The organism is Selenomonas ruminantium subsp. ruminantium ATCC 12561 (assembly GCF_000424065.1).
Classification (GTDB): Bacteria; Bacillota; Negativicutes; order Selenomonadales; family Selenomonadaceae; genus Selenomonas_A; species Selenomonas_A ruminantium.
Genome location: NZ_AUJE01000022.1, coordinates 23,856 through 39,413 on the forward strand (window position 1 = coordinate 23,856; position 15,558 = coordinate 39,413).

The 15,558-nt window shown below is 51.5% G+C and carries 12 protein-coding genes; 1 reads left to right on the forward strand and 11 read right to left on the reverse strand.

From position 1 onward, the window contains the following. Positions 1-640: 640 nt before the first annotated feature. From G598_RS0109740 to tsaE, 11 genes are all read right to left on the reverse strand, one after another. A complete protein-coding gene (locus tag G598_RS0109740; protein ID WP_026766810.1) occupies positions 641-1,786 on the reverse strand; it encodes a mannitol-1-phosphate 5-dehydrogenase in 1,146 nt (381 codons plus the stop codon). A gap of 92 nt (positions 1,787-1,878) precedes the next feature. Continuing rightward, positions 1,879-3,777, reverse strand: a complete 1,899-nt coding sequence (locus tag G598_RS0109745; protein ID WP_026766811.1) for a PTS mannitol transporter subunit IICBA — start codon at positions 3,775-3,777, stop codon at positions 1,879-1,881. A 3-nt stretch (positions 3,778-3,780) separates the two neighbouring features. Then, entirely contained in the window at positions 3,781-5,886 is a 2,106-nt protein-coding gene (locus G598_RS0109750) for a BglG family transcription antiterminator (RefSeq protein ID WP_026766812.1), read from the reverse strand. Between the two features lie 229 nt (positions 5,887-6,115). Next, a complete protein-coding gene (locus G598_RS0109755) occupies positions 6,116-6,523 on the reverse strand; it encodes a hypothetical protein (protein ID WP_026766813.1) in 408 nt (135 codons plus the stop codon). A gap of 147 nt (positions 6,524-6,670) precedes the next feature. Further along, positions 6,671-8,641, reverse strand: a complete 1,971-nt coding sequence (locus G598_RS0109760) for a methyl-accepting chemotaxis protein (RefSeq protein ID WP_026766814.1) — start codon at positions 8,639-8,641, stop codon at positions 6,671-6,673. Positions 8,642-9,634: 993 nt separating this feature from the next. Next, positions 9,635-10,228 carry an ANTAR domain-containing response regulator gene (locus G598_RS0109765; protein WP_026766815.1) on the reverse strand — a complete coding sequence of 198 codons (594 nt, stop codon included), beginning with the start codon at positions 10,226-10,228 and terminating at the stop codon, positions 9,635-9,637. A gap of 3 nt (positions 10,229-10,231) precedes the next feature. Continuing rightward, complete coding sequence (locus G598_RS0109770; RefSeq protein ID WP_037363850.1) at positions 10,232-11,653, reverse strand: sensor histidine kinase; 1,422 nt, start codon at positions 11,651-11,653, stop codon at positions 10,232-10,234. A 244-nt stretch (positions 11,654-11,897) separates the two neighbouring features. After that, positions 11,898-12,929: a tRNA (adenosine(37)-N6)-threonylcarbamoyltransferase complex transferase subunit TsaD gene (gene tsaD / locus G598_RS0109775; RefSeq protein ID WP_026766817.1), complete on the reverse strand. Its 1,032-nt coding sequence runs from the start codon at positions 12,927-12,929 to the stop codon at positions 11,898-11,900. Between the two features lie 28 nt (positions 12,930-12,957). Continuing rightward, positions 12,958-13,434 carry a ribosomal protein S18-alanine N-acetyltransferase gene (gene rimI / locus G598_RS0109780; RefSeq protein WP_051180165.1) on the reverse strand — a complete coding sequence of 159 codons (477 nt, stop codon included), beginning with the start codon at positions 13,432-13,434 and terminating at the stop codon, positions 12,958-12,960. 21 nt (positions 13,435-13,455) lie between these two features. Beyond that, on the reverse strand, positions 13,456-14,190 hold the full coding sequence (tsaB, locus tag G598_RS0109785; protein WP_026766819.1) for a tRNA (adenosine(37)-N6)-threonylcarbamoyltransferase complex dimerization subunit type 1 TsaB: 735 nt from the start codon (positions 14,188-14,190) through the stop codon (positions 13,456-13,458). After that, positions 14,171-14,653, reverse strand: coding sequence for a tRNA (adenosine(37)-N6)-threonylcarbamoyltransferase complex ATPase subunit type 1 TsaE (tsaE, locus tag G598_RS0109790; protein WP_026766820.1), 483 nt, complete (start codon positions 14,651-14,653; stop codon positions 14,171-14,173). The genes tsaB and tsaE overlap by 20 nt, the downstream gene beginning before the upstream one ends. 307 nt (positions 14,654-14,960) lie before the next feature. On the opposite strand from tsaE, the gene G598_RS0109795 reads away from it, so the two are divergent. Beyond that, positions 14,961-15,506, forward strand: coding sequence for an NADH peroxidase (locus tag G598_RS0109795; RefSeq protein ID WP_026766821.1), 546 nt, complete (start codon positions 14,961-14,963; stop codon positions 15,504-15,506). Positions 15,507-15,558 lie beyond the last annotated feature (52 nt).

Sequence of the window (15,558 nt, forward strand, 5' to 3'; positions counted from 1 at the left end):
TTGTTCATACGTGGTCAGGGGCGAACGGGGAGTACTTTTTCTGTTTCCCGCTAAACGACCCCCTCGGAAAAAATAGCTGTCCAGTTACTCGCGCCGGGCAGGCCAACGGCGCTGCTTTCAGCGTATTTGCTTAGCGACTTCCTACAGGGGCCGGCCTTCACTGCGTTCAGGCAGTCGCTCCTAACAGAAAAAGCACTCCCCGTCCGCCCCCAGTTACGGAGTAACGATTGCAACGAACTCGTTGCTCCCGTTACAAGAACATCGATGTACTTGCTGCTTGTCACCGCGAAAGTGCCGTTTTATACGAACATCGCTTAGGGCGGTGGTGGTGATGCTTTTCGCCGTGGAACGATTGTCCGAACGCAGTGAGGACTGGCCCACAAACGATAGTTCCTAAAAATTAAGCTGAACATACGCGCCGCCGGTCTTGCCCGGCGCAGGTAACTAAAAAGCGCCTCCCTTGCTTGTGGGTCATTCAGTGCAACGGCGAAAAGTATTACCACCTACGCCCAAACTGAGCTGTAACAAAAAAATTTCAGCACGTACTGGCAAACTGCAATTTACATAAAAGCCCGCTGATACTTTGGATCAGCGGACTTTTCATGTTCATGGAATTTTTCACATTTCTATAAATAGGCACTTAAAATCCTGCTGTCTTATTCTCCACCATACGGAAGAGTTCGGATTCTTCGGGGATTTGTGTATAGTTCAGGATTGCCTTATGCAGGCCTTTTTCCTGAATGGCGCCCTGCACTTCCTGCGCTTCTTTGTCTCCATCATAGTCGAAGTGGAAGGCTGCACCGATTACTGTAGCCAGGGCCGAGGGTTTCTGTCCCTGTGCCAAAAGCTGGGTAGCGGGGCTTACGAGGCGGTCTTTAGCGCCGAGTTTGCGTTTGGGACCGCGGGCTACTCTTGTCACTTCGTCGCTGAGGTGCGGATTTCTAAAGCGGTTTTCGGTGGTCTTGACGTATTCTTCATGCTTTTTGGGGTCAAAGCCGAACTTACGCACGAGCAAGTCCCCTGTTTCCTGCCAAACCTTACGCGCCATATCCACAATGTTTTTATCCTGCATAGCGCTGTAAATGTCCTTGATGCCTTTGCGATAAGCAAGGTACGCAATGGAGGCATGGCCGGTATTTACGGTAAAGAGCTTGCGCTCGATATAGGCTTCGAGGTTTTCCACCCAGGTCAGGCCCTCAATCTGCGGCGGTTCGCCTTTGGCCTGGGTCACATTGGCATCCCATTCGGCGTAGGGTTCGACCTGCACGAGCAGGGGGTCGTCATTTTTCTGCAGGGGTACGATTCTATCCACAGCGGCATCGGGGAAGCCGATATATTTAGCCACGTCTTCTTTGGCTTCTTCCGGCAGGTTTTCTTCGACAAAACCTTTGAGCACCGTGGATCCGCCCACCATATTTTCACAGGCGATGACATTCAAGGGCTGCTGATTTACTTTTACGCGTTCTGCAAGGCCTGCCGCCAGATTCGGCGCAATGAATTTCAGGATATTCGGGCCAATAGCCGTCGTGATGATATCGGCTTCACAGATGCCCCTGATGAGTTCTTCGGGATGGGCGGCGCTGTTGATGGCGCGCACATGTTCCACATGGATGATTTCGGGCTTATCCCCTACAATCTTGATATCGTAAGCGCGGCGCTCATTGATTAAATCCACAAGTTCTGCATTGACGTCCACAAACGTCACTTCATAGCCGGAACGCACCAGGAGCTCTCCGATAAAACCTCTGCCGATATTGCCTGCACCGAAATGGATTGCCTTTTTCATCTTGATTACCTCCAAAATTTGTCAAAAAAATAGTCCCTTTTCCACAGGGTATACGCCTGCGTGGAAAAGGGACATGTAATATTCAGATTTGATTAGTTTGCCAGTGCGAAACGCTCATAGAGCACGTTGGCGTCTTTGGTGTTGTAGAGTTTTTGCAGCTCCTCATCACTGCATTCATCCATCGTAGCGGCGATGTTAGCGAGGATGGAGAGATGGTCGTTGTCCTTGCCGGCAATCCCCACGAGGATATGGGCGGTGTCGTTGCCGAACTTAATGCCTTCGGGATACTGGAGCACCACGATACCGGACTGGCGGATGGTATCTTTGACAGCGGCTTCGCCATGGGGAATGGCAATGCCTTTGCCCACATAGGTGCTGATATCGGCTTCGCGTTTGAGCATGCCTTCGATGTAACCTTCGTCCACAAAGCCTGCTTTAACCAAAGCCTTGCCGGCGGCGGTGATGGCTTCTTCCTTGCTCACGCTTTTAAGGCCGAGCTGGATATTCGTAAGGTCCAAAACGTGTTTTTCGCGGGAACCGGACTGACCGGCAGCCATTACGCCGTCCATCTTGTTTTCGGAAAGGCGGGCGATAATCTGTTCAAACACATCATTCTGCGTGAAGTTGCGCACGAGGATATGTTCAGCCTGCGGAGAATCTTCCATAGCGCGCTGTGCCAGTTTTTCATGGGTGACGACAATCTGCGCATCCTTGGGGATATTGCCGATGGCGGCGTTAGTTACAGAGATATGCGTATAACCTGCATTGCGCAGTTTCTTGCGCAGGCTGGCGGCACCGAGGGCGCTGGAGCCCATGCCAGCATCGCAGGCATAAACGATGCTTTCCAGTTCGCTGCCGCTGATGCGTACAGCACTTACAGCGACCTGACCGCGCTGTTTGCGTTCCTGCATAGCTGCTTTTGCTTCTTCGAGGGATTCGCCGCTTTCTTCCGTGGCGGAAACTTTAATGAATACCGATGCTACGGCACAGGAAACCACCGTGGCTACGAGGAAGTCTGCCATATTGGCGATAAAGGCGCCTTTCGGGGTCATGGCGAGAACCGCGATAATGGAACCCGGAGAGGACGGAGCGATAAGGCCGCCGCCTAAGAGCTGCAGGGTTGCCACACCGGCCATGCCACCGGCGATAACGGCAATCAGCAGTACCGGCTTCATGAGGACATAGGGGAAGTAAATTTCATGGATACCGCCCAGAAGGTGAATAATCATCGCACCGGGAGTGGAATCTTTCGCCATGCCTTTGCCGAAGAACCAGTAAGCCAGCAGTACGCCAAGGCCGGGGCCGGGATTTGCTTCGAGCAGGAAGAACATGGACTTGCCAAATTCTTCGGCCTGCTGAATGCCCAGCGGCGAGAGCACGCCATGGTTGATGGCGTTGTTCAGGAACAAAATCTTAGCGGGTTCAATGATAACGGATGCCAGCGGCAAAAGCCCTGCTGCCACAATGCCTTCCACGCCAGAGCGCAGCACGCCATTAGCAGCCAGCACCACGGGGCCGACGCCGACAAAGGCGAGCACAGCCAAGACACCACCTAAGATGCCTGCCGAGAAGTTATTGACGAGCATTTCAAAGCCCGTGGGAATCTTGTCCTCGATGGCGGCATCGAATTTCTTCATCAAGAAGCCAGCCAGCGGGCCCATAATCATGGCGCCCAGGAACATGGGAATGTCGGCACCGGCGATAACACCGGCCGTGGCAATCGTACCGACCACGCCGCCGCGATGTTTGTAAACAGCTGCACCGCCGCTATAACCTAAGAGCAGGGGAATGAGCCATTTGCTCATGGGGCCGCCCACCTGCGCTAGGTATTCATTGGGCAGCCAACCCGTAGGAATAAAGAGCGCCGTCAAAAAGCCCCAGGCGATAAATGCACCAATGTTCGGCAAAACCATACCGGACAAAAACCGGCCAAATTTCTGCATTGCTTCCTGAAAACCCAAGCTCTGTGCAGAACTCGTCGCTGTACTCATGGATTATCCCTCCATCAATTCCTTGTATTTCTTGGCATGAAACTGGCGGAAAATGCGGATTAACTCATCGTGGATAAGCCGCTTATCCCCTTCATGCAACACTTCGATAAAGCCCCACCGTTCGAGTAGAATGGCGGATATATAACCTATTGTTTCCAATTCATACTGACTGCATTCCTTCGGTGCCACCATCACCGCCGCCGTACGGATTTTCTCCGTGGGTTCGGCGGGATAGAAGAAAAAGTCACCGACATGGACAATGCCAAAATGAATTTCCTGTACATGGCTGCTGCGGCAGTGCAGCAGAATCATATGATTGCCGCTGACCGCTGTGCTGCCCTTGTCTTCCCGGGCCAAAAGCTCCCGGGCCACGTTCTCCGCTACCTGCTTATCCGCGCTTATGAGCCTGCCAGCCAGCTGGGAAATTTCCTGCACCGTCATGGACTTTGCATCCTCTGCGAAGAAAAAGCCCTCGATGAGTGTCAGGATTGCCTGTTCGTAAGCGCCCATGATTTTAAGTGCGCTGACAAAATCCGGCTTGGCGGTAGCTGCCGGAGCCTCTACCCGCTCGGCGGGCAGCTGCTTGTCGAGCAGACCATCAATTTTTGCCTGGTCGGCAGGTGTGAGCAGGGCACTTACGACCACCACCGGCAGCGGTACATGCGGTATCGGCACCGTCGCGATGATAAAATCAGCCTCATGCTCACGAAAGTAAGCGGGGGTAAGCTGCATGGTGGAAACCATATCGTGTACGATGAGATTGTCATACTGTTGGCGCAGGCGGCTTGCAAGCAAGCGGCTCGTGCCCATCCCCGTGGGACACGCCACAATCACACGGCGCTGCAGTTTCTTGAGCGTCTGATTGTCGTTGAGCGCCGCGCCCAGATGCATGGCAATATAGGCGATTTCCTCCTCCGGAAATACGATATCCAGCTCCCCTTCGATATCCTTGACACTGGCTGCCGCCAGCTGCATAAGCTCCGGATAATTGCTGTTCATCTCACCGAGCAGCGGATTGCGTATCGGCATCCCCATTTTTAACCTGCTGATGGACGGCCCCAAATGATTGACCAGCCCCGTCAGCAGTGCCGAATTGCGATATAATTTCTGACCACTGATTTTTTCCGCCGCCCCCATCACGGCTTTGGCCATGCGCACCAGATGGAAGTTATCCAGTGACGCCGGCATGCCCTGTGGCTGGTAGCGGCTGCGGGCGCCTAAGATATGCATGGCGATATAGCCGGTCTCCGCCTCGTTTATCGTGATGGCAAATTCGTTAGCGATTTTTGCGCCCAAATCTGCCGCCAGCTTAAACTCAGGTTTCGACTGTAAATCCGCCAGCACCTCAGGTGCCAGTTTGATGGGTTCATGGCGCCGAATCCTCTGTACTGCCAGTGCCAGATGCACCAGCAGCCCCACAAAGGCCTGGTCGGACAGCCGCCCATCCAAAGATTTTTCCGTTTGCCGGATTAAGCGTTCCAAACGCTGAATGATTTCTTTATCGACTAAATCCAGCAGGTGGGAGGAAGCCATGCTCACTGCCTGTCCATCCTCGGCCAGATTGGCCTGCACAAGCGATAACAGCTCCTGCTCACCTACATTTTCATAAATATACGCTACAATTGCCTGCCGGATACTTGCTTCTTTACCTTCGATATAGACCCCCAGACCGGGTTTTCGGACAAGTTTCAGCCCATGTCCCTTAAACCAGCTTTCCAGCCTGTCCAAATCCTTGCTGATGGTGCCATCGGTTACGCCTAAGAGCGATGCGAGGGTAAAGAGTTTTACCGGCTCTTGATTGGGAAGCAGCTGGCTGACGATAATCGACCGCCGCTCCTCCGGAGTAAAAGTCTTGTCATTCACCTGCCCCAGAAATTCCTTGAGCGAAGCCATCGCTTCGGCACCGCCGTCTATGGAAAAGCCCGCCCCTTTTTTGCGGGAAAGGTCAAGACCATAAGGCTTTAGCGCCTCTGCCACTGCTGGCAGTTCTCTTGATACGGTTTTCGTGCTGACGCCTAACCTTTCGGCCAGTTCGCCTGCACTCTGGAAAGGATTGTCCCCTTCCGTCAAAATTTTTAAGATTGCTGTGGTTCGCTCACGCAGATTCATTTTCACTTTGCCTCCTATGATCACTCAGAAGCGTATCAAAACCGATTTAAGTAATTCGTGTTTCGATGGTTTTATTATACGGGTTATTCCGATTTTATACAAGTTAAAGACATTCAATCTTGTCCCGGACAGAATAGGACAAAAATAAAGAATTGACTGGTCAAGCGTACGAACTAGTCGTACAAACCAGTCAATCCTTCATTCGCTCTGCAATTTTCCTGCAGCCTGTTCATGACTGCACATCAACGATTTTACCTGCCGTTCCCGTTGCCTTGCTGTTGGAGTTTGCGGTATAGCCATCCGTTGCGGCATCGCTTTTTTTCTTGAGATACGCTGTCGTAGTCTTATAGTCTTCTTCTGTGGTGTCGGTAACCTTACGCAGCATTTCCTGGAAGGACTTTTTGCCCGTCTGATAGTCCTTGACCGAAGTATCCGCCTGCTCTTTGAGCGTTTTTTCCACGCTGATGCCATTTTGCAGGGCATTATACACCGTTCGATTAATGTCCTGCGGCTCACGAACAGGAGTGGCTGTATGCATGTCGGGATGCGGGTCAAAGGATGAATGCATCCGTGGCATCTTCACGGAAAAATCCACAGCCCGGCTCATAATCTCCAAGGTCTCGCCAATCGCTGCCATGAGAACCCCTCCTCTCTGTTTTTATTACTTATATTTATTTTATCATAATTATTTTTTCTAAGCAATACAGCCAGACGGATTATTACCCTTCGTCACCTGTACAGCAAAAAGGAGCTCTCTTTTTCAAGCGAACTCCTTTGTTGCAGTTTACACCTTAAATTGTTTAATGGCGGTCTGCATATCCGCTGCCAGATTTGCCAAAGCCTGCGAAGCTGCCGCAATTTCTTCATTGGACGCGGACTGCTCCTGCGTAGCAGCCGAAATCGTCTGCGTATCCTCGGCGGTCTTGCGGCTTATCCCATCAATAGAATCCACCGCCGTTACGATATTATTGGCCCCTGCAGCCACCGTATTCACCGAAGTATTGATTTCATCCATCTGCTGCTTGATGCCGTTGACCATCGTGAGAATCCCCTCAAACTGTTCGCCGACCTCACGAATGGCTGCCGTACCGGATTTCACCTCATCTGTACCTGTCTGCATGGCTTTGACCGCCTCAAAGGTATCGCGCTGAATGGAATCAATGCGCGACTTAATCTGTTCGGCAGATTCCTGCGATTCCGAAGCCAGCTTACGCACTTCCTCGGCGACCACCGCAAAGCCGCGGCCATGTTCACCTGCTCTGGCCGCTTCAATGGCCGCATTCAGGGACAGGAGATTTGTCTGCTCGGCAATGGAGGAAATCGCATCCACAATCTGCCCAATCTGATTGCTGTTTTCCCCAAGTTTTTCCACGACATTGGCCGACGAGATAACACTCTGCTCGATATTGCCCATGCGCTTGACGGCATTTTCCATAAGCTGTGATCCTTTCTGCGCGGCCTCAGCTGTGCGGTTGGAAGTTTCCGTAACGGTACGGGCCTTGTCCGCCATCGCCGTTACATCCGCATAAACCTCATCCACATTCTTCTTGGCCCCGTTGATATCTTCGAGCTGTTTCTCCATACTGAAGGACACATTACCCACGGTTTCCGCTACATGCACGGAGGCATCTGCGGACTGATGCGCACTGGCGGTAAGTTCTTCGGAAGACGCCGCCACTTGCTCACTGGTAGCTGCCATCTTACCAATCAGATTGCGCAAATTGGCACACATGGTGTTAAAGGCATTGGTCAGCATACCGATTTCATCATTGGATTCCACCGGCAAATTGTTCACGGAAAGATTCCCATTCGCCATTTGCGTTGCATGCGCTTCCAACAGCTCTACCGGCTTAATAATGCGGCCGGCAAAGCTCCGGCAGACACCGCCCGAAAAGAGCAGTCCGATAACAATGAGCACGCCGAACACCATCTTCAAATGGGTAAGCGCGGCAAACACAAAGGAACTGGGCACAGAAATCCCCATAATCCAGCCTGTTGAAGGCACGGTCTGATAAGCAAAGACCTTATCTTCGCCATTGATGTTCGCTTCAAAATAGCCCTCGCCATTTTTGACCATTTCCTCAAAATGACTGCCCAGGCCATCAATTTCCTTAAAATTCTTCATCTGCTCACCGGCGCCGGAGGTCGCGAGAATATTGCCGCTTTTCTCCATGACAATGCCCGCACCTTCGCCGTGGTATTTCAATTTGTTTACCTGCTCCGTGATGGCATCCAGTGCGATATCCACGCAGGTAGCCCCGATGAACTGACCATCGGCTTTAACCGGTGCGGCCACGGATACGACCAGTTTGCCCGTGCTGGCAGCTACATAGGCATCGGTAAAGAACACCTTGTCCTTGGCCTTGGCATCCTTATACCAGGGACGCTGACGCGGGTCGCGTTTCCCGGTCTTATCGCCAGTGTAATACCCCATCCACCAGCCGTCCTCCGTCGCACCCGTCATTTCCAGAATTTCCTTATCCGACATGGTGGTGCCCAGAGTGGCCTTGCTATGCATAATGTCAAAATTGCCATTCAGACTGGTCATGTAGTTGGTCGTTGCCTCACCAAAGGCCCGTTTCTCCCGCAGCCAACCATCCAACACCATAGCCTCGCGGGAAATCGTCGCCCGCAGTTCACTGTCCACGCTCTGATTCAGTTCACGGCTGGCCATAACGTAGCCGACAATAGCCACAATGGCCATTAACAGCCCCATTATGCCGGACAATGCCATAAACTTGTGTTTGAGACTCATAGTTCCCCCACCTTTCACCTTTCCTTAGTTATCCATCTACCTCCTCTTTTCGTCATACAGTAAAAAAATCCTGCCAAAAATCATATGTTTCACAATGAAATTTAGGAAAATTAATGCAAAAATCAAGCCCGTCCTGTGGGGGATGACTTTCTGTAGCGTTTGACAAGCTTGTCTAAGCGAAAGAAAGTTATTCCCCACAGGACGGGCGTTTTAGCACGATGCCGCCACAAATACAGCAAATTCCTTGACTTTTTACGGCAAACTGATATAATCAAGATATGAAAAGGAGGACGAACCACAATGATGGTCGCCCAACACCTTCCGATTTGGTAAATTGTATGGTTAATACCAAACAGTGACCTATCAGACGGCTATCTGATGGTCAACAGAATTCATGATTAAGCCGCCCCGGCCAGGGCGGCTTTTTTCATGCTTGCTACGAACTCTGGCCTAGCATTAACCGAAGAAACTATCCAAGAAGCTTAGCTTTTAGCCAAGTATATAAATCTTTGCCGAATTCCGACCAAAAGCCGGAAAGGATAGGCACCAGAACGAAGGTTCCAATAGCGTACAGCAAAAGCTGATATTCCACGGTATAATAAAGGGCAATTACACATCACCCTTTGGAGCTTTGATAAAGTGTCGGGAAGCTCGACTAGACTCACTTCGACCATCATTGTAAATCATCAATGTGAATACGGAAAATCCGCGTTCGTCCTCTTGATGAGTATATCATAATCATGTATTATCGTCAAAGACATTTGACTGTAAGCAAAACCTAAGCCCGCCCTGTGGGGATGACTTTCTGTAGCGTTTGACAAGCTTTTCTAAGCGAAAGAAAGTTATTCCCCACAGGACGGGCGCCTTTGCACTTCATTGTAATGTTCGCACTAAGTGCGGTGACTGGTGATGCCTTTCCGCAGCTTTTGACAAGCCTGTCTATGGCGAAGGAAAGGTATTACCAGTCACCGCGCGCCTTTGCATATCTTTCTCTCAAGCCTTGCCCCCGGCCGCGCGAATGATACTCTGTGCCACATCTTTAAGCGGCACCCGCTTCTGCATGGCATACTGCTGCATCCGGCGATACGCTTCCTGTTCCCCCAGTTTATGCGCCGCCATGATTATGCCCTTGGCCCGGTCGACCATTTTGCGCGTTTCCAGCGAATCCTTGAGCTTTTCCAGTTCATCCTCCAACCCTTGCATTTCCTGCCAACGGGAGAGCGCGATTTCAATCGCAGGAAAAAGCTGGCTTTCCTGCACCGGCTTTACAAGATACCCCAGTACGCCGGAGTCCTTCGCCTTATCCACAATATCGGGCTGACTGAACGCCGTCAGCAGGATTACGGGGGCAATTTTATCCACATAGATTTTTCCTGCCGCAGTAATACCGTCCATTTCCGGCATCTTAATATCCATCAGCACCAAATCCGGGCGGTGCTGACGGGTCAGTTCCACGGCCCGCCGGCCGTTTACCGCTTCGCCCACGACTTCATGGCCTGCATCTTCGAGCATTTCCCGGATATCCAGACGGATAAGGGATTCGTTATCGGCAATGACAATCCGTAATGTTTTCTTGTTTTCCTGCATAACTCATTCCTCCAAACTCGCCACAACCTGCCCCTGCGCCTGCGGCTTGGGCAGGACAATATACGCATGCGTTCCCCGGCCGCTGCTGTCATTTTCCAACCGGAAACTGCCCTCCAAATCGCCCTCAATCAAGGTGCGAATTATAGATAACCCCAGTGACCGGGATTTGTTCGGCTGAAAATCTGCGGGCAGACCGCAGCCATCATCGTAGAAATCCAGCCGTAATTCTTCATCGAGTTCCACCTTTAAGCCTACAAGCCCCGCCTGCCGTCCGGCAAAGGCATGCTCCACGGCGTTTATTATCAGCTCATTGAGCACCAGTGCCAGAGAGCTGGCGTATTTTGGCGGCAGGCTTACCGCCTCCCCCTCATACTCCTGCTGCAAATCAAAATCCGCCGCGACCATGCTTGCCTTGACCTGGGCAAAAATCTCCGCCATAATCTGCCCCAGCTCCATGCTCTCCCGCCCCTGCCGCGAGAGAAAATCATGCACCGCCGCAATGGACAGCACGCGGTTGACGCTTTCGGAAAGCGCCGACTTGACTTCCTCCGAACCGCTGCGCCGCGCCTGCAGCCGCAGGAGGCTGGCCACCGTCTGCAGATTATTCTTGACCCGGTGGTGAATCTCCTGAATCACCGCCGACTTAATGCGGATTTCCTGCTCCTTGGCCCGGATTTCCGTCACATCCGAGAGCACGACAATCCGCCGCAGAAGCGTGCCCCCCGCCTGCAAATCAATCTGCCGGCGGATAAGCTGCAAGCCGCCCGCCGAAAGTTCCTTCTGCCAGGGCCGCTCCCGTTCAAAGGATTCCCGCGTGACATGACGCGTCAGCTGCCGGTCGAACAAATGACAGCCCTTGAGACTGCCCACGCCCAAAACCCGATAAATGCGCTGCGCCGCCGCATTGGCAAACACAATCCGGCTGAACTGGTCGGTAATCAACAGCCCGTCACTGGCCGAAAGCGGCATAAACGGCGCCAAATCCACATCACGCGCCGCAAAATTCAACACATCCTGCGTGGTCTTGATGAGATAGGAGAAGTCATCAATATTCAAGTGCTCCTTATCCACCTCAATGCTGATAACCGCAATCACATGCGCATTATCGACAATAGGGAACACATACATATCCACAAAATGCCCATAGTCCTGCTCCCGCTTGCCATGCACAAACTGCGCGGATTGAAATACCTCCGTGACCAGCGGTTCAGAAAGAGAATCCACAATCCCTTCCGCCATTTCCGCATCATCCTGCATATAAACCGTATGCGGCGTAGCCGTGGCGGTTATGCGCAGTTTGTCCACTGTTTCCGCCTGAATGTAGATGATGGCATGCCCATGGGCGAGGTCAGCCACAAAGGAGAGAATTTGTTTTAGGCGGTCTAAGATATTTAATTGTTTGGTTGTTAGTAAGGCATTTTTCATGACAATACTCCTAAAAACGTAACTTGGCGGAACAGAGATGTTTTTCTAAGCGGTGCGTAAGGGGCGGGGCGTGAAGAAAATATTTTTGCTTACCCTTGCCCTATCGAGAAAAGTCTACTGTTTGAGCGCAGCGAGTTTTGACTTTTCCCGATACTTAATTGAAAAGCAAAAATATTTTTAGCCCCGCCTCTTAGCGTAGCGTGAAAAATATCTCTGTTCCGCCATTGGAACGTATCTTATAAACTTATTTATCTGTGAGACTAAGCCCCGGCACCGCATTCAGGTACAAGTCACTATACCCGCCATCGAGCGCCTGATAGTACCCACGGCACCCAATCATAGCCGCATTATCGGTACACAAAATCTTGCTCGGATAGAGGAACCTTACGCCCCGTTTCTCCGCTTCTTCGCGCAGGCGGGCTTCCAAACCGCTGTTGGCTGCCACACCGCCAGCCAGCACCAATGTATCGCGCCCAGCTTCTTTGACCGCCTGGAACGCCTTGCCCACCAGCACCTCGATAACCGAACGCTGGAAGGATGCGGCAATATCGGCCTTATTGAGCTCGTGCCCCTTCATCTTCTCACTGTTGATGTAGTTGAGCACCGCCGACTTCAGACCGCTGAAGCTGAACTCGTAATTGCCCTTTTCCGTAAGCGCCTGCGGGAAATCAATTGCCATCGGGTCGCCCTCTTTAGCCAGCGCATCAATGCGCGGGCCGCCGGGATAAGGCAGGCCCATCACGCGGGCAATCTTATCAAAGGCTTCGCCAGCCGCATCATCACGAGTCTGTCCCATCATGCGGAAGCGGTTATAGCCCTGCACATCGACAAGCGCCGTATGCCCACCGGACACCACGAGCGCCATAAACGGCGGTTCCAAATCCGGTGCCGCGAGGAAATTGGCAAAGATATGCCCTTCCAGATGATTGACACCGATTAAAGGCTTGCCCAGCGAAAACGCCAACGACTTTGCCGCCGACACACCGACCAAAAGCGCACCGACGAGCCCCGGGCCATACGTTACGGCCACCTGGTCGATATCCTTAAGTTCCACGCCAGCTGTGCGCAGGCACTCATCAATTACCGGCATGATATTTACGATATGTTTGCGGGAGGCGATTTCCGGCACCACCCCACCAAATTTCTGATGAATGGGAATCTGCGTGGAGATGATATTGGCAAGAATCTCCCGTCCGCCCCGCAAAACTGCCGCTGAAGTTTCATCACAGCTGGACTCAATCGCCAGCGTCAGCAGTTCTTCCTTTTTCTTTTCCATAAAAACTTCCGTCACCTTATCTATACAATCAGAGTTTCGTATTCCACATGATAATGGCATCTTCACCGTTATCCTGATAGTATTTCGGACGGCGGCCGGCTTCCTTGAAGCCATAGCCCTTGTAAAGCGCCAGCGCCGGAGCATTGGTGGGCCGTACCTCCAGGGTCATGGCCGTTACGCCCTTTTCCTTCACCCGGTCGATAATCTCGCCAAACATCCGCGTACCAATGCGCTTGCCCCGATATTCAGGCAAAATCGCCACATTGGTAATCTGCGCTTCCTCATAGGAAATCCAGCAGCCCACATAGCCAATCACGCGCTCGCCATCGAGAGCCAGCAGATACAAGGTGTTTTCATTCTGCGCTTCCTTCCAGAAGGACTCCCGTGACCAGGGAATGGCAAAGCAAGCCTTTTCCACAATTTCTACCGCGTCCGCATCTTCGGGAGCCATCTCCCGAAATTCCAGTTTATTCACATCTATACTATCTAAAGGAACAGTGTCCATTACATCTCCTCTTTCTTGCAATTACATTTCCTCAGTCGGCTTCGTGGCCTTCGCTTCTTCGGGATGACGTTTCTCCCAGAGCACTTCCGCTTCACTGCGGCGAATGTACACCGGTTCCAAATCCATCACGTTATCCGTCTCGCCGGCCAAAAGTTTTTCCTGTCCGAGCATGGCCACGCAGGCCGCCCGCGGCATGACGATATGCGGCATGGCTGTGCTGACATTTGCCGGCAGTTCCATTTTGCCGACAATCTTTTTCTGTACGGCATCGCCAAGCAAAATGACCTGTTCGCCAATCTGCGCACAATCGGCCACAATCTCACTGATTTTGGCTACCTTGACCGGTTCTACTACCTGCAGGCTATTATTTTCCCAGTGGTAACTTTCCACATAGGCATTACCCTTTTGGGCATCCAAGAGGCACATAAGCCGCACACCCGGCACAGGCAGTTGATAGGCCAGTGCCTGCAGGGTCGAAACGCCGACCAAGGGAATCCCGAGCACATAACTCATGGCTTTTGCTGCCGCAAGGCCAATGCGCAAGCCTGTAAACGAACCGGGGCCATTGCTTATGGCAATGCCGGTCAAATCTTCTTTTGCTGCAGCTGCCATTTTCAGCACCTGCTCAATATGAGGCAGCAGGGTTTCCGAATGCGTGAGCTTCCCTTGCATGGTAAGCTCGGCCAAAAGCCGCCCCTCATCAGCCACGGCTACGCTTGAAACCTGCGTAGCGGTATCAATGGCCAGTATGGACAAAGTCTTCCAACTCCTTTATAAACTCCTGATTCTTCTCGCCGATACTGGAAAAATCAATCTGCCGTTCATCGGTGTTTTCGCCTAATTTACGAATACGCACCTCGATATAATCCTCTGGCAGTGACTCCGGGAACTTGTCGGGCCATTCGATGACCACGATTCCCTCTGGCTCCTCCGTGTACTCATAAAAGCCGATATCTTCCAGTTCTTCTTCTGTTTCCAGCCGGTAGAGGTCAAAGTGGTAAATGCGGCAAATCCCTTCATAGACATTCATCAGGTTGAAGGTCGGACTCGTCACATCCCCCTCGACGCCCAAGGTACGCGCAAGACTCTGCACAAACAACGTCTTGCCAGCCCCCAAGTCGCCCTCCAGGCAAAGCACGGTTCCTTCCCGAATCTTCTGCCCCACCAGCTCGGCTAGGTGACCAGTTTCCTCGGGAGAACTTGTCATACAGGTAAACATAGTGTCCTTTCTCTCCTATAAACAATTAAACATTATCTTTTTTATTGTAACACCATTGATTCCATTTTACCACCTAAATTTGGCCGCACTAATCAATAATTATTATCCGTTAATAATTATCATGAAAAATTATGTAATTTGTTGTAATAACGAGAAATGCAGAGTAATAATGATATATTTTTTTATAATCGCCTAAAACAGCTATTTATCTTTTGCAAGTGGTCAATTATAATTAAGGCATGGTGCTGAGCACACCATAAAATTGTATCTGATTAATGTGTAATATATTTTAGGAGGTAGTAAGATTATGAAGAAATTTGTTTGCACGGTTTGCGGTTACGTTCATGAAGGCGATGCGGCACCGGAAGTATGCCCCATCTGTAAAGCCCCAGCCTCCAAGTTTGTTGAGCAGAGCGGCGATATGAATTACGCCGATGAACATCATGTGGGTACGGCTAAGGATGTTGACCCCCGCATTATTGAAGGCCTGCGCCAGAACTTCACGGGTGAATGCTCCGAAGTTGGCATGTATCTGGCTATGAGCCGTCAGGCAGACCGTGAAGGTTATCCGGAAATCGCCGAAGCCTTCAAGCGCTATGCTTGGGAAGAAGCAGAACACGCTGCCAAATTCGCAGAACTCTTAGGTGAAGTCCTCACGAACGACACCAAGAAAAACCTGACCATGCGTGTAGATGCTGAACATGGTGCCTGCGCTGGCAAGAAAGAACTGGCAACGCTGGCTAAACAGCTCAACCTCGATGCCGTTCATGATACGGTACATGAAATGTGCAAGGATGAAGCCCGCCACGGCCGCGGTTTCAAGGGTCTCTTGGACAGATATTTCGGCAAATAAGCCAATAAGCAAATGACTTTATAAGTTGACCGGTCAAAATTGACCGGTCAAC

What these genes read in the sequence shown, in the direction of transcription:
- G598_RS0109740 (WP_026766810.1), bottom strand. Translation starts at nt 1,786, where the DNA reads ATGAAAAAGGCAATCCATTTCGGTGCAGGCAATATCGGCAGAGGTTTT.
- G598_RS0109745 (WP_026766811.1), bottom strand. Translation starts at nt 3,777, where the DNA reads ATGAGTACAGCGACGAGTTCTGCACAGAGCTTGGGTTTTCAGGAAGCA.
- G598_RS0109750 (WP_026766812.1), bottom strand. Translation starts at nt 5,886, where the DNA reads ATGAATCTGCGTGAGCGAACCACAGCAATCTTAAAAATTTTGACGGAA.
- G598_RS0109755 (WP_026766813.1), bottom strand. Translation starts at nt 6,523, where the DNA reads ATGGCAGCGATTGGCGAGACCTTGGAGATTATGAGCCGGGCTGTGGAT.
- G598_RS0109760 (WP_026766814.1), bottom strand. Translation starts at nt 8,641, where the DNA reads ATGAGTCTCAAACACAAGTTTATGGCATTGTCCGGCATAATGGGGCTG.
- G598_RS0109765 (WP_026766815.1), bottom strand. Translation starts at nt 10,228, where the DNA reads ATGCAGGAAAACAAGAAAACATTACGGATTGTCATTGCCGATAACGAA.
- G598_RS0109770 (WP_037363850.1), bottom strand. Translation starts at nt 11,653, where the DNA reads ATGAAAAATGCCTTACTAACAACCAAACAATTAAATATCTTAGACCGC.
- tsaD (WP_026766817.1), bottom strand. Translation starts at nt 12,929, where the DNA reads ATGGAAAAGAAAAAGGAAGAACTGCTGACGCTGGCGATTGAGTCCAGC.
- rimI (WP_051180165.1), bottom strand. Translation starts at nt 13,434, where the DNA reads ATGGACACTGTTCCTTTAGATAGTATAGATGTGAATAAACTGGAATTT.
- tsaE (WP_026766820.1), bottom strand. Translation starts at nt 14,653, where the DNA reads ATGTTTACCTGTATGACAAGTTCTCCCGAGGAAACTGGTCACCTAGCC.
- G598_RS0109795 (WP_026766821.1), top strand. Translation starts at nt 14,961, where the DNA reads ATGAAGAAATTTGTTTGCACGGTTTGCGGTTACGTTCATGAAGGCGAT.